The sequence below is a fragment of the Aquirhabdus sp. genome (assembly GCF_046462495.1).
Taxonomy (GTDB): domain Bacteria; phylum Pseudomonadota; class Gammaproteobacteria; order Pseudomonadales; family Moraxellaceae; genus Aquirhabdus.
The window spans coordinates 344,301-364,344 of the sequence record NZ_JBKGVE010000012.1; the positions used below are offsets into that span (position 1 = coordinate 344,301).

20 protein-coding genes and 2 pseudogenes are annotated in these 20,044 nt (G+C 44.8%); 9 read left to right on the forward strand and 13 right to left on the reverse strand.

Annotated elements, in window-relative coordinates; all coding sequences use genetic code 11:
- Window positions 1-2 precede the first annotated feature (2 nt).
- The 4 genes and pseudogenes from ACLHG7_RS15895 to lpxL form a co-directional block, all read left to right on the forward strand.
- Window positions 3-1,586, forward strand: a pseudogene (locus ACLHG7_RS15895) (ATP-binding cassette domain-containing protein); the annotation flags it as partial.
- An 81-nt stretch (window positions 1,587-1,667) separates the two neighbouring features.
- Window positions 1,668-1,904 (forward strand): annotated as a pseudogene (locus ACLHG7_RS15900) (ABC transporter C-terminal domain-containing protein); the annotation flags it as partial.
- Between the two features lie 6 nt (window positions 1,905-1,910).
- Entirely contained in the window at window positions 1,911-2,858 is a 948-nt protein-coding gene (locus ACLHG7_RS15905; protein WP_410211943.1) for a hypothetical protein, read from the forward strand.
- 86 nt (window positions 2,859-2,944) lie between these two features.
- Window positions 2,945-3,895: an LpxL/LpxP family Kdo(2)-lipid IV(A) lauroyl/palmitoleoyl acyltransferase gene (lpxL, locus tag ACLHG7_RS15910; protein ID WP_410211944.1), complete on the forward strand. Its 951-nt coding sequence runs from the start codon at window positions 2,945-2,947 to the stop codon at window positions 3,893-3,895.
- Between the two features lie 5 nt (window positions 3,896-3,900).
- On the opposite strand, the gene ACLHG7_RS15915 is transcribed toward lpxL, so the two are convergent.
- Window positions 3,901-5,187: a TIGR03862 family flavoprotein gene (locus tag ACLHG7_RS15915; RefSeq protein WP_410211945.1), complete on the reverse strand. Its 1,287-nt coding sequence runs from the start codon at window positions 5,185-5,187 to the stop codon at window positions 3,901-3,903.
- A gap of 222 nt (window positions 5,188-5,409) precedes the next feature.
- Here ACLHG7_RS15915 and ACLHG7_RS15920 point away from each other — a divergent pair, with 222 nt between their 5' ends.
- Window positions 5,410-6,141 (forward strand): YgfZ/GcvT domain-containing protein, encoded by a 732-nt coding sequence (locus ACLHG7_RS15920; RefSeq protein WP_410211946.1) that lies wholly within the window; start codon window positions 5,410-5,412, stop codon window positions 6,139-6,141.
- Window positions 6,142-6,217: 76 nt separating this feature from the next.
- Here the strand turns inward: ACLHG7_RS15920 and ACLHG7_RS15925 are convergent, their stop codons facing one another.
- The 9 genes from ACLHG7_RS15925 to ACLHG7_RS15965 form a co-directional block, all read right to left on the reverse strand.
- Complete coding sequence (locus ACLHG7_RS15925; protein WP_410211947.1) at window positions 6,218-6,541, reverse strand: cupin domain-containing protein; 324 nt, start codon at window positions 6,539-6,541, stop codon at window positions 6,218-6,220.
- On the reverse strand, window positions 6,541-7,281 hold the full coding sequence (locus tag ACLHG7_RS15930) for a glycosyltransferase family 2 protein (protein WP_410211948.1): 741 nt from the start codon (window positions 7,279-7,281) through the stop codon (window positions 6,541-6,543). Before ACLHG7_RS15930 ends, ACLHG7_RS15925 begins: the two co-directional genes overlap by 1 nt.
- Window positions 7,278-7,907: an HAD family hydrolase gene (locus tag ACLHG7_RS15935; RefSeq protein WP_410211949.1), complete on the reverse strand. Its 630-nt coding sequence runs from the start codon at window positions 7,905-7,907 to the stop codon at window positions 7,278-7,280. The genes ACLHG7_RS15930 and ACLHG7_RS15935 overlap by 4 nt, the downstream gene beginning before the upstream one ends.
- Window positions 7,904-8,530, reverse strand: coding sequence for a phosphodiesterase (locus tag ACLHG7_RS15940; RefSeq protein ID WP_410211950.1), 627 nt, complete (start codon window positions 8,528-8,530; stop codon window positions 7,904-7,906). Before ACLHG7_RS15940 ends, ACLHG7_RS15935 begins: the two co-directional genes overlap by 4 nt.
- A complete protein-coding gene (locus ACLHG7_RS15945; RefSeq protein ID WP_410211951.1) occupies window positions 8,527-9,282 on the reverse strand; it encodes a glycosyltransferase family 2 protein in 756 nt (251 codons plus the stop codon). Before ACLHG7_RS15945 ends, ACLHG7_RS15940 begins: the two co-directional genes overlap by 4 nt.
- Window positions 9,283-9,524: 242 nt before the next feature.
- The gene (locus tag ACLHG7_RS15950; protein WP_410211952.1) at window positions 9,525-11,063 is read right to left on the reverse strand and encodes a hypothetical protein; all 1,539 of its coding nucleotides are present in this window, start codon (window positions 11,061-11,063) and stop codon (window positions 9,525-9,527) included.
- 666 nt (window positions 11,064-11,729) lie between these two features.
- Entirely contained in the window at window positions 11,730-12,902 is a 1,173-nt protein-coding gene (locus ACLHG7_RS15955; RefSeq protein ID WP_410211953.1) for a branched-chain amino acid ABC transporter substrate-binding protein, read from the reverse strand.
- A 141-nt stretch (window positions 12,903-13,043) separates the two neighbouring features.
- Window positions 13,044-13,679 carry an SAM-dependent methyltransferase gene (locus ACLHG7_RS15960; RefSeq protein WP_410211954.1) on the reverse strand — a complete coding sequence of 212 codons (636 nt, stop codon included), beginning with the start codon at window positions 13,677-13,679 and terminating at the stop codon, window positions 13,044-13,046.
- A 115-nt stretch (window positions 13,680-13,794) separates the two neighbouring features.
- Window positions 13,795-14,130, reverse strand: a complete 336-nt coding sequence (locus ACLHG7_RS15965) for a YegP family protein (protein WP_114898098.1) — start codon at window positions 14,128-14,130, stop codon at window positions 13,795-13,797.
- Window positions 14,131-14,330: 200 nt separating this feature from the next.
- Here ACLHG7_RS15965 and ACLHG7_RS15970 point away from each other — a divergent pair, with 200 nt between their 5' ends.
- The gene (locus tag ACLHG7_RS15970; protein WP_410211955.1) at window positions 14,331-14,870 is read left to right on the forward strand and encodes a hypothetical protein; all 540 of its coding nucleotides are present in this window, start codon (window positions 14,331-14,333) and stop codon (window positions 14,868-14,870) included.
- 91 nt (window positions 14,871-14,961) lie between these two features.
- Here the strand turns inward: ACLHG7_RS15970 and ACLHG7_RS15975 are convergent, their stop codons facing one another.
- Both ACLHG7_RS15975 and coaBC read right to left on the reverse strand, forming a co-directional pair.
- Window positions 14,962-15,444 carry a GNAT family N-acetyltransferase gene (locus tag ACLHG7_RS15975; protein WP_410211956.1) on the reverse strand — a complete coding sequence of 161 codons (483 nt, stop codon included), beginning with the start codon at window positions 15,442-15,444 and terminating at the stop codon, window positions 14,962-14,964.
- Window positions 15,428-16,720 carry a bifunctional phosphopantothenoylcysteine decarboxylase/phosphopantothenate--cysteine ligase CoaBC gene (gene coaBC, locus ACLHG7_RS15980; RefSeq protein ID WP_410211957.1) on the reverse strand — a complete coding sequence of 431 codons (1,293 nt, stop codon included), beginning with the start codon at window positions 16,718-16,720 and terminating at the stop codon, window positions 15,428-15,430. Before coaBC ends, ACLHG7_RS15975 begins: the two co-directional genes overlap by 17 nt.
- Window positions 16,721-16,894: 174 nt before the next feature.
- Here coaBC and radC point away from each other — a divergent pair, with 174 nt between their 5' ends.
- Window positions 16,895-17,581 (forward strand): RadC family protein, encoded by a 687-nt coding sequence (gene radC / locus ACLHG7_RS15985; RefSeq protein WP_410211958.1) that lies wholly within the window; start codon window positions 16,895-16,897, stop codon window positions 17,579-17,581.
- A 52-nt stretch (window positions 17,582-17,633) separates the two neighbouring features.
- The gene (locus tag ACLHG7_RS15990) at window positions 17,634-18,539 is read left to right on the forward strand and encodes a bestrophin family protein (protein ID WP_410211959.1); all 906 of its coding nucleotides are present in this window, start codon (window positions 17,634-17,636) and stop codon (window positions 18,537-18,539) included.
- 52 nt (window positions 18,540-18,591) lie between these two features.
- Here ACLHG7_RS15990 and ACLHG7_RS15995 read toward each other — a convergent pair whose 3' ends face one another.
- On the reverse strand, window positions 18,592-19,443 hold the full coding sequence (locus ACLHG7_RS15995) for a PHP domain-containing protein (RefSeq protein ID WP_410211960.1): 852 nt from the start codon (window positions 19,441-19,443) through the stop codon (window positions 18,592-18,594).
- Window positions 19,444-19,481: 38 nt separating this feature from the next.
- On the opposite strand from ACLHG7_RS15995, the gene ispZ reads away from it, so the two are divergent.
- Window positions 19,482-20,030 carry a septation protein IspZ gene (ispZ, locus tag ACLHG7_RS16000; RefSeq protein ID WP_410211961.1) on the forward strand — a complete coding sequence of 183 codons (549 nt, stop codon included), beginning with the start codon at window positions 19,482-19,484 and terminating at the stop codon, window positions 20,028-20,030.
- The last annotated feature ends 14 nt before the right edge of the window (window positions 20,031-20,044 follow it).

The following is a 20,044-nucleotide window of genomic DNA, read 5'->3' on the forward strand; positions in this document are numbered from 1 at the left end:
TCATGGCATTGCTTACTTTACGCGACATTCAATTGGCTTTTGGCGGCCCTGCAGTACTGGACGGCGCAAGTCTTTCAATTGAGCGGGGGGAGCGTGTCTGTATTATTGGCCGTAACGGTGAAGGTAAGTCTACCCTACTCAAACTGGCAAGCGGTCAGCTTCTTCCTGACAAAGGCGAAATTGCCAAGCAAGGTGGTTTACGCATCACCATGCTCGAACAAGATGTGCCGATGTCAACGGGCAAGGTTGCAGACATTGTCGCAGGCGGTGCGGGTCCCATTGCCCAAGTCTTGATTGACTATCACCATGAAAGCGAAGCTTGTGCACTGGGTGATATGGATGCCTGTGAGCGCATGAGCGACCTGCAAAGCAAACTGGACGACGGCGATGGCTGGGCGCTTGAGCGTCAAGTGGATACCATTTTGGGTAAAATGAACCTTGATGGCAATGCTGATCTTGCTGATCTATCTGGTGGTCGTAAACGCCGTGTATTGCTCGCTCGCGCACTCCTGACACAACCTGAATTACTGCTTCTCGATGAGCCAACCAACCATTTAGATGTTGAAAGTATCGAATGGCTTGAACAATTCCTGCTGGATTGGCCGAACTTAACCTTGATGTTTATCAGCCATGACCGCGCCTTTGTGGATCGTCTGGCAACGCGGATTGTGGAACTGGATCGCGGCGTACTGCGCGGTTATGAAGGCAACTACGCACGATATTTAGAAATTAAAGCCCAACAGCTTGAGGCCGAAGAAAAACAAAGCGCCAACTTCGACAAGAAGCTCGCGGAAGAAGAAGTGTGGATTCGCCAAGGCATCAAGGCACGCCGTACCCGTAACGAAGGCCGTGTCCGTGCTCTTGAAGCACTGCGTGAAGAACATAAAGCCCGCCGTAGCCAACAGGGCAATGTATCACTGGTCGTACAAGATGCTAACCGTTCAGGCAAGCTGGTTTTCGATATCGAAAACCTCTCAGTCGGCTTTGGTGATCGACTATTGGTTGAAAACTTCTCAGCCATGGTCATGCGTGGTGACAAGATTGGGTTGATCGGAGACAATGGTGTCGGTAAAACCACACTCATTCGCGCCCTGCTCGGTGAAATGGAGCATGGCGGTTCGGTCAAAACAGGGACACAACTGGACGTCGCCTACTTTGACCAACTGCGTAATCAGCTGGATCTGGAAAAAACCGTACTGGAAAACGTCAGTGAAGGTTCTGACTTTATCGAAATCAACGGTAACCGTCGTCATATCTTAAGCTACCTGCAAGACTTTCTATTTTCTCCAGCACGTGCACGAACACCTGTCAAAGCATTGTCTGGGGGTGAGCGCAACCGCTTATTGTTAGCACGTTTGCTGATTCGTCCGTCCAACCTACTGGTTCTCGACGAACCCACCAATGATCTGGATATGGTGACACTGGAGCTGCTTGAAGAAGCCATTGCCAGCTATCCAGGCACCTTGCTCCTGATTAGCCATGACCGGGCCTTTGTTGATCAAGTCGTGACCTCGACTTGGGTGTTTGATGGTAAGGGATACGTTGAAGAATACATTGGTGGCTATAAAGATTATCTCGCTCAGCGCGAAGTGCAACAGCGCATGAAAAAGTTGCCTCCTGTCGCCGTAAAAGCCACATCCAACACGACAATAGCAAAACCATTACCCAAAACGGTAAAATTGAGTTATAAAGATCAAAGAGAATTAGATGGACTGCCCGCAGTGATTGCGGCACTCGAAGCAGAACAAGCTGAATTAGAAGGCAAACTCGCCGATGGCGCATGGTTTGTTACTGATGCAGCAGCGGCTACGCTTGCGTCAACGCGTTTAGCCGAGATAGAACAAAAAATACTAGATCAATTAGAGCGCTGGACGACCCTAGAGGCGGCTAGTCAAGGAGCTTAAAACAGCATGAATCACCAAGGAATGGAACGCTTGCCTGTCATCAAACGTTTAGCGGGACATCGCGTAGCCAGCATATTGGCTATCGCGACCAGCGGCATAGTCTTGTCAAGTTGTAGTCATATGGGGCTCAGTCATCAAACCAGCCCCCAAAGTCACTATCTCTATGACGCCCCTGCACAAGCTTATACGATTGACCTCGGTGCGCAGAACTTCCGCGGACAGGTTCGTTTGCGCGATAGCTGTACACCTGAAGGTTCAAGCTTAAATATTTATGATAATGCCGGTCGTTTCTTCCGTATTGATGCAGTAAATTTGATTAATAATCCCAATATTGTTCTGCCTGAATTTGCAGACGATACCACCACGCGCGATTTGATCTTCCGCTATTACATGGAAAAAGTGAACCCGGGGGGCCGGATTATCATTCAGCGTAACGTGAATAGTCGTATGGGCTCATCACTTTATGCGGTGATTCAATCTGAAATCACGGTAAAAGATCTGACCCAAGACCTGAATACCACTCGTTTCATGGGCTATCTCATCACTCGTCGCGGCAATATCGGCTATGTGATTCAGCATGAGCAAAAATTTTATCGTTCAGACCGCATGCTTGAAATTCTAGGCTTACTGGCATCCGAAATTCAGATTCCAGGTCGTTTGCCCACGAATAAGAAACAAGAAGATAATCCGATCTATATCGATCTTAAGAACTCGACACCCGCTCAAATCGAAGAGTGGAAAAAAGCAGCGCAATGTGGTGAAAGCAATACGGGTAAATGGTTTAGCTTTGGCAATAGTTCTGATTCCACTGCGAAGGTTGTCGATTATTCAAATCCTGATGGCAAAGTAGATACCGTACAACCTGCGAATAAAACTGACACGCCGAAACCATCACTGTTTCATCGGATATTGAAATCCATCAATCCGTGGTCATCTTCTACGCCAAACCCATAATTTTCAATGAAGTCTCATCAACTGATTGGCACATCCCATGCCAATCAGTAAGTATCTCAAAAATTCCAAAACGCGATTCTGATCTTATGAGTGTAAGTAGTACGCCTCCCTTTAAAGCCAAGTTTCTCATGCCTCAATATTGGGGAATCTGGATAGGCGTCTGTATCCTCTTGCTGCTGGCGCATCTACCATGGCGTATACAGTTCAGATTAGGACGTTGGTTAGGAGAGAAATTCTGGGCTCTCGGTAAGCGCCGCAGAAGCGATACCCTGATCAATCTTGGACTATGCTTTCCAGAACTGTCGGAAGCTGAACGCTATGAAATGGGAAAAGATGTTTTTAGAAACGGGGTAATTGGTTTCTTTGAAAGTCTCAGTGCGTGGTATACCCCTAAACGCTTCGACAATCAGGTCACAATTGATGGACTCCAATATCTGATTGAAGCCCAAAAACGTGGGCAAGGCATTCTACTGCTAGGCGGTCACTATACAACGCTCGATTTGGGTGGATATCTTTCTTCCCTGTTCTTTTCTGCCTATATCGTATATCGACCACAGAACAATCCTTTACTGGAATGGCTCATCACACGCGCGCGCTCCAATATTTTTAAACAGCAAATCGATCATGACGATATGCGGGGGTTAGTCAGTGCGCTTAAGTCTGGACAAATCGTCTGGTACTCCCCCGATCAGGACTTTGGCTTAAAGCAGGGTGTCATGGCGCCTTTCTTCGGTGTCCCTGCTGCATCAGTCACTGCGCCACGGCGATTGGTTAAAGTCAATAATTCAGCGATTTTATCATTTCATTCTTATCGCCAAAATGATGAAAAACCGCATTACCATCTCACGATTACACCTGAACTGTTAAATTATCCTTCCGATGATCCTGTGCTGGATGCCACACGCATTAATGATATGTTTGAAGGGCTGATTCGCATTGCACCGACTCAGTGGATGTGGTTCCACCGCCGCTTTAAATCTCAGCCTGAAGGGGTGCTTTCACCTTATAAAAAGGCGGCTGAGCAAGAGAAAAATTAATCGAACTAAGTACTACTGCTCAAACAATCCATTTCAGACGGGCTCATATGGGTACAAGCCAGCCATTGATTAACACCCTGCCCCGCCCAACGACCACTGGCAAAACAAGCCGTCAACAAATATCCACCCGTTGGTGCATCCCAATCCAGCATTTCTCCGGCACAGAACACACCCGGCCACGGGGTTAGCATCAAAGTATCATTCACCGCATCTCGTGTGATGCCACCGGCAGTACTAATCGCCTCATCAATCGGTCGCATTCCATTCATCACAATTTTGAGTTGCTTAAGAACTTTTGCCACTTCTGCCGCATCGGTCCAGAACTCCCGTGCAATAGATTCACGGACTAGCCCCGCTTTGCACCCCTCCAGACCAATCTGACGTCGCCAGAAATTCGATAAAGACTGCTTACCCACTGGTTTTGACAACTGTGCATACAATTGCGCTTCACTCCGATGTGGGAATAAATCCAAAGAAAGCACAGCACTCCCCGTGCGCTCTATCGATTCTCGTAACTGCCGAGATAACGCATAGATCACACCGCCTTCTACACCTTGCTCAGTAATAATCAAATCCCCTGACTTCTGCTCAAGGCTGCCGTCCGCACGCTGCGTCGAAGCAACGATCGACTTGACGGGCTCACCTGCCAAGGACTGCATAAAGGGGCTTAAATCTACCGTAAACCCCCCATTTGAGGGGCTAAAATCGTGTGTCGCAACGCCCTGTTTGATCAACCAAGGACGCCATGTGCCATCAGCACCTAGTTTTGCCCAACTGGCTCCACCCAGTGTCAAGACCACCGCATCAAACGAATAGGACGTTTCCCCCACAGGCGTAGAGAAAAACCACTGTTGATCTTCGTTGCCCCCTTCCCAACGATGACGGAGCAGAAATTGAACCCCACTGGCTTTCAAACGTGCAACCCATGCACGGAGCAGTGGTGCTGCTTTCATCTCTGCTGGAAAGACCCGTCCAGATGACCCGACAAAGGTCTCAACCCCTAAACCATGTACCCATTCGCGTAGATCATGGGGTGTGAATGCTTGCAACATCGGTCGCAGCCAGTCTGGTGCATCATAACGTTGAACAAAATCATCGAAAGGTTCGCTATGACTGATATTTAGGCCGCCCTTACCTGCCATGAGGAATTTACGGCCCACCGAGGCTTTTTGCTCGAAAACCGTTACTTGATGACCTGCCGCGACTATAGATTCTGCCGCCATTAATCCCGCAGGGCCTGCACCGATAATGGCAACAGATGAAGGCGTTGATGCAGGAGTTGCTTTGGACATAATTGAATTCAATGATGTTATAGATAAAGGAAGTCTAACATTGCCACCCTATAAACTGGCAAAATAGCGAACATAGGATCAAGATACCGAACTCTATTTTATCATGATTGACGCTTGTGTTATTTTGCTTGTGTTCGATCAATTTGACCCGATATAGAGGCGATACGATTTGAATTACGGCGTTTCGTACTCTATCTCTTATTCAAGCGCAAGGTTACCCCCATGTCTGCACCTACTCTCTCCTTCAGCACACTGACTCTCACCGGGATCGACACTGAAAAGTTCCTGCAAGGTCAGGTTACCGTCGATGTGACCCACATTAGCGCCGATGAGTTCCGCCCAACAGCAATTTGTGATTTAAAAGGTCGTATTGCATTTGGACTTTGGCTGACACGGCACTCAGCTGAGCACATTGATATTGTGATTGCAACGGACCTACTGGATAGCTTCAAGGCACATCTTCGTAAATACGGTGCATTCTCAAAAATGTCGGCCTCAGATAGCCAATCTATTTTTCCCGCTATTGCAGATGGTTTTGCCGTCTTTCAGGCAGACGAGACCGCAACCACGATCATCGAATGGCAAAAAACAGCGATTGCAACAGGCGCCGCTTGGATCACCGCGAATACAGCGGGATTATTCCAGCCTCAGGAACTTCGTCTGCATCAACGAGATGGCGTCAACTACGATAAAGGCTGTTATTTAGGGCAAGAAATTGTCGCTCGTCTTTATTTCCGCGCGAAGCCTAAAGCATGGCTGCATCGTGTCGAAGGTTCAGGGGTTGTGCCTCAGGCTGGGCAAAGTATTGCGCCAAATATCACTGCGGTGAATGCCATTGCCACCTCTAATGAGGGCTGGGAGGCCTTAGTCGTTGCCAAACCTGAAACGCTGGGCGAAGCGGGTCTGGTGATTTTAGATTTGCCAGAAGCATTGAGTGGTGATGTAGGACGTTAACATCTATATATGTTTCACTATGAAGACTGAGTAAACAGCCTTCATGAAGGCATGACTCAACGGACCATCTATGCCTCTAGTCCACTAAGAATTTATCATTCAGCGCACCCGGTGTTTTCACAACCACATTCACCGCATCGGTTAATGCTTCAAAGTCGGTCACATCGCCTGGCTCCAGAACAATAATATCCCCAGCCCCCCATTCCTGCCCAGCCATACGTACACGGCCAGATAGCACCATGGTGATCTCTGTGGCAACTTTATGATAATGAGCGCCTTCCGTTTCACCCGCCTTATAATGTTTGACAGCGACCTCACATGCATCCGTGGAATGTGCTGTTGGCGTGAAGCCGCCAACGAACCACCCTTTGATCATCTCGCTATGCTTAACACTTTTCATCAATATTTCCTCTGCTGTTCAAACGCAATCCCGAATTGATTTAACTGTCGCTCTGTCTTTAAAGGATGAAATTGACTCAGGTTAATCGGATAAGTACCAATCTTACCTTGCTCTAAAACAATCTCATTGAGGGATGGGCAAATATAATACAACCCACCAACAGAAGCGTCTTTACGAATCATGTTCTGTGATGCACGTACGAAGTCTTGTCCACGAGAAAACCAATAAAATCCAACCGTAGCCATGCGACTGATGGGTTTTTTCTCAGCCGCCTCAACCACAAAGTGATCATCACTTAAACGTACATAAGAATAGCGAGGATGGACAGACGGGAAAGTCACGACACCTGCATCCAATTTTCCCTGCCGGAAGCCTTCTAATACCGTAAAAAAATTAACATCTAATAGCTCATTACCATTGAGGATTAACAGCTCATCATTAGAGTCAATATATTCTGCAGCAAGTAATGCGGTACATGCCGCTCCTTTCGTACTGTCCCTGATGCGTAAAATCTTGGCATCTGGGGCCAAAAGAGAAACAACATTATCGAGATGATAGCGCTGTATATCTGCTTCACGTAAGGCCACGATAAAACAGATGTCATTCCCAATTGATCGGCAGCCCTGTATGAGACGTTCAATCAGAGGAATACCATCCAATTCCGTCAGACAAAACGGATAACTATTGTCCAAGGTATCCACGGATGATAATCCAGCGGCAAGAATTAAAATATTCATCATGCGCGACCCTCAATCTGATCAATTCTAGTCTGGATATTTGTCAGATTGACATCATCAACATCTTGAACAACCAAGACATGAGCGCCTGAAGCATTAGCCGCCTTAATCCCATTTTCGTTGTCCTCAACGATTAAGCACTCTTCTGGAGTGAGCCCAAGCTTGGCTATCGTTGTGAGATAGATCTCTGGATCAGGTTTAGGGCGAGAAACATCACTGGCCGCAACCATTTGATCTAAATACCCATCTAATCTTGCTTTTTCCATCATGACTTCAACGGTATGTCGAATTGAGTTAGAAGCAACTGCTAATTTATATCCCGTAGATTTTAACGTTGATAGTGCATACTCATGGACAAAACGGGGTTTACATTGGGCATAAACGATTTCCATCGTATAGTCCTGCTTCATTTCATTAATAAAACGATGCAACTTACGGGGAAGACCAGACTCCAGCGACAATATTTCTAACTTCTTGCTGGTGGGTAAACCGTCATAAGTCGTCAGATGATCATAGCGGCTGATTTCATAACCAAATAATTGCAGCGCACGATTGAGTGCCTCGTAATGCCAATCTTTTGCTTCGATTAGCACGCCATCCATATCAAAAATCACGGCTTTAATTTTCATATCTTTTCACCAAAATATTGTCTTGCTCGCTCGGGATAATCCGTACAGATCATTAAATTGGGATATTGTGAAATGGGTAGAAGGAGATTCCACAATGGTTCGATACTTTGACCATGCAACTCAGGTGAAACAATGCATACGCGCTTGCCAGAATTCAGCAGATTTTCAATAAATCCAGCCTCATACCAAGGCTTATCGGAGAAATTATCCAACCAGATGCCTTGCACCTGATCCAGCCATGCAGGCTCGCGTTCAACATCACTCATTCGAACAAAGACAGGAACATTGGCTTGCATATAAGACCGCATATCTGGAATAGACATATCAAACACAAACCAATTCGAAATATTAGCACTCTGCATGATTTCTTTTAGAGCATGAACAAGTCCATCTGCTTTGATATTCAACGCTAAGGGAAGATCATTTTGACCCACCAATGCTAAAAAATCAGTGAGTGACATCTCCTGACCTGAAGGCATGTCATGAGAGATCACTAATTTTCCACCACAATCGCGGACATCAGTTTCAGTGCCAAACATGAGGTCAAATGATCGCGTAAACGCTATTGTCTTATTTTTTTCACTTGGCTCCAGCCAGTATCCTCGATGACTAAGAACAATCATTGGCCTTCTCCTACAGCTTTTCGTGAAACGGCTAAAGACAAAAATAAATTCAGATCATCAGGGATACCTAGCCCGTACATTCCAGCAGCTTCTTGCCCAATATTATAAATGCCAACAGTCTGACCTTCATTAATCAGTTGATCGTAGACTGGCGCAACATAAAACTCTCCATTGACGCGCAAGTCCTGCTCAATCATGGCTTCTGCAGCTCTTATAAAATCGTGACCATGTTTAAAATTATAGATACCGACCGTAGCCTCATTTGAAATCACCTCTTTTTCTACCACGCGAGTCACTTTGCCCTGCTCATCCAGCCCGACAAAGGACCACTTTGGATCATTTGCGGTCATAGTCATAATCAGACCATCTAATTTGTCGATGTCCATTTTATCCAGATAACTATCGATCCCCACATCGACATATTGATCACTATTCGCAATCATCAATGGTGCATCATTATCGATTAAATGCTTTGCCTTGAGCACGGTACAAGCAGCACCTTCTGTAATACCATCGAGTTGTACAATTTCACAGTTCGGAGCCCATGTTTTCAGTTTCTCAATGAGCTGATATTCAAGGACATGTTTGCGCTGACAAATAAAAATAAATCGATGATCTTGCTTGGGACGTAGATTATCAATGACAACCTTTATCATCGGTACACCATGGACAGGAATTAAAGGCTTAGGATCCAGATATCCCGCCTTTGCAAAACGACTTCCGGCACCAGCCATTGGGATTACGATATTCATGCATATATCCTATATTGAATTTAAAAAAATACTGACCATACAAGTCTGTAAAGATACAAGCAGCAGGGCATATTCATTTACTGGCTTTCAAATAGTCTGCAATCTCATGACGTGATTTTCTCCACAATGATGTCCCATTAAAAAATGAGAAGACCAACCACTAATCTAAACTTATTTCAACAAAATATGATGGATAGCTAGCAATCAATCATTAGATAAATATGCGGTATGAAAAACATTATCTAAACAGGCAATATTTTACCTAGCAATGGAAAATTCTTTTTAACGCGAGCTAAAAGAACAGAAGATTTCTTTTCAAAAGTAGAATCATAATGAATCTTTTTAAACTCAACCTTTTCGATACTCATATTAGTTTTGTCCGCCACATGGATTCTGACTTCCAACAACTCACACATCTCTGTTAATGAAAAAGGTAGCACCGCTAATTGCTTAGAACGAGTTATCTGATTAAATGTTTTTTTAGCCCATAAATGAGCCCCTTTATCAGATACAATATCAATATCCACTTCTGTTAATGCACCACTCCACTCACCAAAAAAACTAATTTCATAATCTCCAACATCAAGTCGAATATATGGTCCATGGTATAAGAACCCCCGTTGTCCTGTTGTCCTTATATTCAGAGCGGAACGTTGCCCGACATTAGTTCTCGCACGTGCATCGTCACTTCTTAGCAGTAAAGGTAAAGTTTCAGGTTGGGGTTTATGTTCTTTTATAGTGGCACTAACTCGAGGGGTATCAAATATATATCCGTTTAAACCCGCATCCCTCTGAATAACCTTAGTAAACGTATATTGATTAGTCAAAAAATCAACTAGGGCATTGAAATCCTGAGCTAGATTATCAGAACGAGGAACTTGCTCATTTGAAAAAAGAGAGTCGACATAGCTCTGTGTTTCTTGATCATTAATGACATTAATTCCACGATAGTGTGGATCAAATCCAAAATCATTTTCTGAGTTAATATCAAAAAAATATTTATGAAGTAAAAAACGTTCGCTCAGAAATGCATATTTAAAAACCTTAAAAGAAACCAAAGATTCAGAGAGTGTATTTAGAAACTCTTGAGTCATCGAGCCCATACCAGGTACAAAGTGGTAACCAACATACTGCTGGTTCACCGCTTCATAGAAAATATTAAATATTGGATAGCGCGTTAAGAACGGATATGAAAATAATAATTCTTCTGGTATTATTTTTTTAAAGTCAAATGCAAGAATATCAAAATTGACAAACTTTAAAAGATCTTGCTTATAACCAAAATACAGCCGATCATTCCAGAAGAAAACACTTGGAATTTCTGCGGAAGACTTTGTATGTCCACCTTGAATCCCAACTTTATAAGAAAATAAACTTGTCGCATCTTCTAATGGTCGAATATAGTTTCTTTTTTCAAAGAATGACTCAATCAAATCATCAAAGAAACCAGACTCAGGTCCGCATTTATCCGTCCGAGTTCGTAATATAAAGCTGTCATCTGGACAAACATCTAACCCATTTTTAAGAGAAACGACTTGATGCAAATAATGGCCTGTACAAATTAAATCAGGCTCTTGAGAGGCTACTAATACAAAATTATATTGCTTTATAAGCGCCGCAATATTTTTAAATTTGTCAATCTCCCCAATCCACGTTGAAAATACGACTTGCTCGATGTCCCCCTTCTCTTTCAATTTAAAAAGAAAATTGAAACGATCAACAAGAAACTGTTCATCTCTTATAACGCCAGTGACAAGTACCCAAGCAGAATTATTTGCCATAAGAATAAAACCAGTTTAATTGAAGAAGCAAAATTACTCTACATTATAAAAAATAATGTAAAATCCAAATGATAATATTTAAAAAATGCAAGAGAACAAGCTAATAAAAATATCCTAATCAAATAATTTTGATTAGGACCAGCTCTTGACCTATTCAAACGGATAAGTCAATAAAATATCTATACTACACGAAAGGGATGAAGGGAAAATTACAATGATGTCATATTACATTTCGACTACTTAAGTATCTTACTGAAATAATTTTCTCTTATATTTTTCGAACAAAAGACACAATTAAATGAACAAATAACGCAATAATTATAAAAATTTGCCACAATAGAAAAACACCATAAAATGGTGGGGCATGCGTGGCACCAATCGTCCCTAACATCAAAAAAAAACAATACACCCATTCATTGCTATGAATGTGTGAGGCCATAATTTTATGGTATTTGTTAGGATATAAAACTAAAATGATATGAAGCTCTGAACCGCCATTAAACCCGCCACTCACAAGACGCCATCAATTGGGTAGGGATAAGGTTGTGGGAGACCCATCACATATTGCATGTAAGGGTTTGGTAATCTCCCCGCATATACAACGGTGGCACAGGCAATTAGCCATGCGCCGCATATTACTTTATGAATACGGGCTAACCGCAACTGTTACTCCACAGTCTTCAATGGAACCCACTTCCCGCTTTCAACTTTGTACAACGTGATACTGGCTTTCTTTAAGTCGCCTTTATCATCAAAGCTAATGGTCGTGGTCACACCGGGCCAGTTCGCGTCTTTCATCTTCTCGACATAAACTTTTGGATCGATTGAGTTAGCACGTTTCATCGCATCAACCATGACCATCACCGCATCATAGTTATAGGCGCCGTATAACTGGATTGGACCGTACTTGGCCGAAAAACGCTTCTCAAAATCAGGACCTTTGGGTACGGATGCCAGTGGTGCACCAGGTAAGCTTGCGATGGTCCCTTCCGCATTTTTACCGGCGAGTTTCATAAACTCTGGGGTGTAAATCCCATCAGCACCCATGAACTGCGCATTTAAGCCTAGGTTTCGGACCTGTTGCGCCATCGCAGCACCTTGACCATCCATTCCTGCAAAGAACACCAAATCAGGGCTCTTACCTTTGATACGGGTCAAAATCGCATTGAAGTCCGTTTCTTTATCGGTGGTGTACTCATGAGCGATCAAATTGCCATTTGCAGCTTTAACCGCTTTTTCAAATTCAGCAGCCAAACCCGCACCATAAGCAGTTTTATCATCAATCACAGCAATGTGTTTCACTTTCAACTCATTGACGGCGAATGTTCCTAAAGCACGGCCCTGCTGTACATCATTCGCCATGACACGGAATGCATTGCTGAAGCCTTGTTGGGTATACGTTGGGTTAGTTGCTGAAGGGCTGATTTGTACAATGCCGTTTTGATGATAAATACGCGATGCTGGCAAGGTGGTTGAAGAGTTCAGATGTCCAATCACCCCACTGACTTTATCATCGACCAATTGCTGGGCAACCGTCGTTGCAATCCGAGCATCGGCTTGGTCATCTACAGGGTCAAGCGTAAAGTGCGCTTTCTTACCCGCAATAGTCACGCCTTGAGTATTCAATTCATCAACAGCAAGCTGCGCACCATTTTGTGCATCTTTTCCTAAGTGAGCTTGTGCCCCGGTTAAAGGCGCTGAGTGGCCAATTTTGACTTCCAATGTATCGCCACTACTTGCTGAGGAATCCTTTTTACTACAACCCGCTAAAGTCAAACTTGTCGCCACGGCAACAGTCAGCGCTGTTAGCACAATTTTCTTAGAATTCAAATGCTTCATATTAACCACATCCTGATGAAAGTCTTAAACAAAAAAACGTAAACCACAATCTATACACCTATTGAACCAATGCCGCACGATGCCAACAGTACAGCAGGCTTCATGCCAACATCTACCCCCTTTGCCACATCCAACAAAATATTACATAGTCCACGCATCAAACGGCGTTTGATAATTTTCTGGTTTGGTCACCAAGAACTGACCACAGGACTCTCCACGCGCCATGTATTTAATCTCAAAATGGGTCCGTCGGGCAGTTGTCACCTGCGTCCGCTCATAAGGCAGATGCCAAACAGTGTTCAGCTGTTCCTCCGCCTCATCCAAATACGCATCAATATTACTCGCCAGTGTTAACGTTGCGCCAGTTTGCATCCGCGACAATAAAAACTGCATGAAGGGCATATTAAACCAGCGCTGAGCAGCATTCTTCGGCTCTGGATTCGGATAGAGAATAAAAACTTGCGCAAGGCTGTGAGGTGGTACAGCATGGATGATCCAAGGAATAGCATCCGCATGAACTGAAGTCAGATTGGCTAAAGATTGGGCTGCATGAGACTGCTCAAATTTTTGATATTTTTCGGCGGTTCGCTCAATAGCAAATAAATGCACTTCGGGATTCTGTGCAGCAAACGTTAATGCATGGAGTCCAACCCCCGCCCCAATCTCCAGTGCCACCCGCAAGCTGGAATCATCCGACAGACGCTCAAAACAATCAGGGCGTTCAAAATCTCTTGGGGCTTTAAATACTTCTGGACGGAACATTCGCATAGGGGGCATCTTCAAAACAAGCATAAAATAAGCAGGTCAATCAAACCTGCTTATTTAACCATTTTCAGCTTATTCATACCGCCCAATTTTCAAGAACGGCATCACGAAAAACGGATATTCCAGATTAAGTCGTGAGATCTTTAATCGTTTCGCTGGAACCATTGGTTTTCACGGATTCAATCCCATTTTCACGACTGGCTTCGCTTTCATACAACTCGCTGGTGCCGATCACTTGGTGATTGCCCGCTTTAAGATTGAAATAAGGCTTTTCCGATTTACTCACGGCACGCTCATAGCGTTCATCCAGCGGGCTATTGGTTTGAACCGATTTAATCCCGTTCTCTGCTGCAGCACGCGTGGTATACAGTTCGCTTTGCAGAATGACTTGATGATTGCCTGCTTTCAATACGAAATAGGTCTGCCCGTCTTTACTTGTTTTTAACTCAAAATATCCAGCCATGAACGTATTCCTTTTTTTGATGAAAAGATTGAATGATGGGGGTATCACACTCATGGATCGTTTTTAGATTGTTTTAGATCAAAGTTCAATAGTTTTTTGTTATCAAACAAAAATTTATTATGATTATCTAGTTATAAAATATGATATAAAAACATCGATTTTCTGTCGTTTTAACTTAATTTATATACATAGGGAATGTAATGAAAAAACTATCTGCAATTGCAATCGGCCTGACCTTGGCTTTGTCAGGATGCTCAACGATGACTCCAGCTCGTTATTCAGTCTCCGTCGACAATAATTTAATATTAAAGAAATATGCAGGTCAGACGACACGAATAATTTCAATGGATCCTCCAGCAAACTATGATTCAAATTGCCGCCTTATGGGACCCATTCAAGCATCAGACGGCATGACCATTCCCCAATTTGTACAGAAAGCGTTTAACGATGAATTAAAATTCGCCAGCATATACTCTGAAAATGGAAACTCAATAGCAGGCGCATTAACCAAGATTCAATTCTCTTCCGCTTCAGGTCTGACAAGCGGTTGGTGGGATTTAGGGCTTACACTGAAAGCAAGCAATGGTAAGACGATCAGTGTAGAAAACCGTTACGACTTTAAGAGTGGCTTTGATGCGATTACTGCTTGTAATCAAACAGCACAGGCGCTTGCTCCTGCTGTTCAAGATCTCATCAAAAAAGCAATTTCTGACCCGGCATTCGCAGAGTTACTTCAATAACAGAATACTCAAAACCTTCTATGCTGTTATCACTATAGAAGGTTTTATTTACTGTTTGATGCGACTTATAGAATCGTGACTCTTTTACTTTTTATAATAACTTCTTCTGCCAAAATAAAGCATGCCCCATCCGATCATCGAGACTATAGCCTTCAAAACCTTGTTTACGATACAGATTCTGAGCGACCATATTACCCGTCAACACCTCAAGCGTCAGCTTGCAATATCCACGCGTACGGGCGACTTGCTCAGCGTAATCAAACAATGCTTTACCGACACCAAGCCCTCGCGCACGGGGATGAACGAAGACATCATGAATATTCAGTAAAGGAGATGCCGCAAAAGTTGAGAATCCCTCAAACGCATTAAGCAGGCCAACCGCAACATCATCACGCATCGCCAGCAGGATTAATCGTTCTGAACGTTTGAGTATGTGAGGGATCAATTGCTGCTTGACCCGAGGAGCTAATCCTGCTCCGCCACCCATTTGATCCTCAGCATAGCCATCCAGTAAACTCAACCATGCTAAGGCCTGCCCTTCTTGCGTTAAATCCGCCTCAATGATTCTGATCATTAATCCCCGCCTGTACCAAACACTCCACCAGACGGGTTGCAATCACATGTTTATTGGCTTTTTCGAGAATGACTTTTTCTAAGCCAAAGCGATCAGAGAAAAACACCGTCATGGCATTATCATCTGATGCAAAACCAATATCACCACGCGACACATCGTTGCACGCAATCATATCCAGTTGTTTTCGTTCAAGCTTACCGCGTGCATACTCCTCCATATACTGTGTTTCCGCCGCAAAACCGACCATAAAAGGACGTTTTGCATGGAGCGCGATACTCGCCACAATGTCTGGATTTTTAACGAGGGTCAGGGTCAAAGAGTCGCCTTGTTTCTTAATTTTTTGTTCTGCAATATGCTCTGCGCGATAGTCCGCAACAGCAGCCGTAGCGATAAACACATCACATCCCGCATCAACAGCCTGCTCGCTAGCAGCCAATAGATCGCGTGCTGACACGACATTAATCCGCGTCACGCCTTGTGGCGTTGCCAAACTCACAGGACCTGCCAAAAGAGTGACGCGCGCACCCGCATCACGGCAGGCCTCAGCTAAAGCAAATCCCATTTTTCCCGAACTGTGATTACTCACGTAACGAACAGGATCCAGAGCTTCACGCGTAGGTCCCGCAGTAATCACCACATGCTTCCCAGCAAGAATGCCTGAATCTGGCAAGGACACATCGGCCGACTGATTTTTAAAATGCTGCTGAACCAACACGACCAATTCTTCAGGTTCAGGCATCCGCCCCGCACCAATATCACCACAAGCCTGGCTTCCCGAATTAGGATCAACAACGCGAATACCATAATCACGTAAAGTCTTGAGATTGCGCTGTACGAAGCTGTTTTGCCACATTTGTTGGTTCATGGCTGGAGAAATCAGAACAGGTGCCGCAGTGGCCAAGATTACAGTCGTCAGCAAATCATCCGCCGCACCTGCTGCAATCCGGGCAATGGCATTGGCGCTGGCAGGCGCCACCAAGACCAGATCCGCCCAGCGCGCAAGCTGGATATGTCCCATCCCTGCCTCTGCTTCTGGATCAAGTAGCGAGGTATGTACTGGCTCACCCGATAGCGCCTGAAAAGTCAGTGGTGTCACAAAGGCCTGCGCACCTGCCGTCATAATTACACGTACTGCAAAACCCGCATCCTTTAATCGACGAACCAGAACCGCGCTTTTATAAGCAGCAATACCGCCAGTAACGCCGAGTAGAATATTTTTTGATGGCTCAGAGGGTTGTGGAGATGGCACTGCAACTGACGGTATTGCTGATGGCATGTAAAGCTACTCAAAATCAATTTGCGTAACAATACCATTCAATCCATAAAATTGCCAAAATACGCGCTATCACAACGTAAAAGAATTTGATAAAAAGAGATATTTATTGCTTGAAAATAGGCACAATAGGTTGATGAAATCGATGATGAAACAAGACTATAAGAGCAATGACTGATGAGTATCCGTAACTGGCCTGAGTCTGAACGCCCACGCGAGCGACTGTTGGGTCAAGGTGCCGCTGCGCTATCAGATGCGGAATTATTGGCTATCTTTTTGAGAACCGGGACAGCGCAGCAGTCCGCTATTGAGCTTGCTCGTGGTCTGATTGATCAGTTTGAAGGATTGGCGGGCTTATTCTCCGCAACACCCAGCGAAGTCATGGCCTGTCATGGCATTGGTCCTGCGAAATACACCCACTTGCTGGCCGCACTTGAATTGGGACGCCGCCATAGTGAAAGTGAACTCCGCCAAGGTGTAGGGCTCAATGATCCACGTGCCGCAATCCGTTACATTAGTCAGCAGCTTAAAGCTGAACGACGCGAAGTCTTTGCGGTGCTCTTTTTAGACAGTCAATTACGCTTACTGGCCTTCGAAAAGATTTTCTTCGGATCGATGACCAGTTGTTCTGTGCATATTCGCGAAGTCATAAGCCGCGCTTTAGCGCACCGTGCTGTCCAGATCATCATTGCCCACAATCATCCGGATGCACCAGCACAACCGTCAGAAGCGGATATCGCTTTGACGCAACAATTAATGCGAGCCTGCCAATTATTTGATATACAATTGGTTGATCACGTGATTGTAGGCACATCGGGCAGTCAATCCCTTGCGTTACAGGGTTTAATGCCTGTCACTCATTGATGCGTCAAACAGTTTTTTTTGACAAAGCTTTGCAACTCTTTTGGTTACTCAAATGATCGTACGTCCACGGCCTAATGCTTTTATCATGCTTTTTTCTTGGCGTGGTTCAATCCTGCCACAGATTGCGCCGCAACTTTTATTTGTTATTTTGCTCTCAATCGTCGTTGCACTCTTTGAGCACTTCCATCCTCATATTTTCCCAGAACTGCCTATCGCTGCCTTTTCCCTGATCGGACTTGCGCTCTCTATTTTCTTGGGTTTTCGCAACAATGTCTGTTACGACCGCTGGTGGGAGGCGCGTAAGGAATGGGGAGCGCTCATCCTCCATATGCGCAATTTCGCCCGCGAAAGTCTTCTACTCCATGTCGACGTTCGTCGCCGGGTACTGCATCGTTCAATCGGATTCACACAAACCTTAAATGCGAGACTTCGTAATCAAAATCAAACGAGTATTGCTGAACTTTGGCTACCCACTCAAGAACAACATGATTATGCTGAGCATCCCAACCCCTCAGATTATGTTTTGCTCTGTATCCAACGAGACATCCTTGAGTGCTACAAAGCAGGTGAGCTCAGTGACATTTGCTATCAGCAACTTTCATCGCGAGTAGCCAATATGGCAGGAACCCAAGCGGCTTGTGAGCGGATTCGCAATACGCCAGTCCCTTTTGCCTACTCATTGCTGATTCATCGCACTGCCTATCTATATAGTTTGTTACTCCCTATAGGTTTGGGAAGTACTTTGGGTTTTCTGACCCCCGTTATCGTTGGATTACTGGCTTATACCTTTTTTGGATTAGATGCTTTAGGCAGTGAGTTAGAGCAGCCTTTTGGAATTCTAGAGAATGATTTACCGCTGGATGCGATGGCGAGGGCGATTGAAATTGATTTACTAAGCAGCCTCGGGGAGAGCAATATTCCCAATCCCTTGCAACCTGTGAATTTTATTCTGCGGTAGACACAAAGAGAAAAAAGAACGAGCATTTAAGCCACTCAATGCTTTTTTTAAATTAGAGTAATTCCCAAACCCCAGTTTGCCCCGCAGCAAGCTGAGGCACATGACCCAGTTTGTGCCAAACCATATGTGCACCATGAAAATCGCTGGCCGTTGAAACCAAAAACTCATGTTGTGCGATCAGGCGATTCATCATCGCCCGAGTTGCTGGTGGTTCATTGATTGCAGGTAGCTCTATCGCACGCCCACCGGCTTGTTTAAAATCAATCAGGAGCTGACGTAAGGCTGTGGAGGTAAGGTTATTACGCGTCGGATGTGCCAAGACCGCTTGCCCACCAGTTTGCACAATCGCGGCAACACCCTCTGCCATAGGGAGCCATTCAAGCGGCACATGCGCAGACTTGCCCTCTCCCAAATAGCGATCAAACGCCTGTTGGGGTTTACTGACCAGCCCCTCATTGACCAGCCACTGTGCCAAATGCCCACGGGTAATGCCTTCAGGTCGTCCATTGGCCAATGCCAATACCGCATCCCAAGCTGGACGTTTGGTGATTTTCTCAAGCTTTTCACAAATCGCCGCGGCACGGCGGGCACGAATGGTTTGTTGAACGGCCAATACCGCATTTAACGGCGCATAGTCTTTCATGCCTAAGCCAACAATATGTACCGATACCGCCCGTTTGGTTGTTGCACGCGTCCATTGGGTTGAAAGTTCTACACCATCGATCAAATGTAGCCCCAAGCATGCTGCTTGCTGCCGCGCCTCAGGCAATCCATCAACCGTATCGTGATCCGTGAGCGCAAAAATAGACACGTCTGCCGCATGCGCAGCAGTCACCAAGTCTGCAGGCGACAATTGCCCATCAGAAAAGTAACTATGTGTATGTAAATCTGCACGCACTATCATCTATACTTCGACTTTTAATTCAGTGGAACAAGCGTAGCATGAAAGCATTGCTGGACTTCGTGCCTTTAGTGGTTTTCTTTTTTTTAGCGAAAACACAAACAATTTTTGTCGCGACCCAAGGGCTCATTATCGCCAGTGTAGTCATCTATGGTTTGCACTTTGCGCTACAAAAAGGGCGCTTGGAAAAAGGGCAATGGATTACGCTTTTGCTCACACTGGCTTTCGGCGGCCTCACGCTTTATCTGCGTGACGATATGTGGTTACGCTGGAAATCACCCATTATTAACTGGATTTTTGGTACCGCATTCTTACTCAGCCCAATTGTCGGAAAGAACCCCATACCACTGGTCCAACGTTTCTTGGATCAAGTATTTGAACTCAGCAGCACAGCTTGGAAAAAACTCAATCTAACATGGGCTGTCTTTTTTTATTTCCTCGGAACACTGCATCTGATCTTTGCCTTTACCTTTCCCAAATTCTGGATCGATTTCAAAGTTTTTGGTGGGACGGCTATTATGATTATCTTTATGGTCGGGCAGTTTATTCTACTCCGCAAACACCTGAAGACCCCCGAAAATCAAAACTAATTCAGCATCCATTA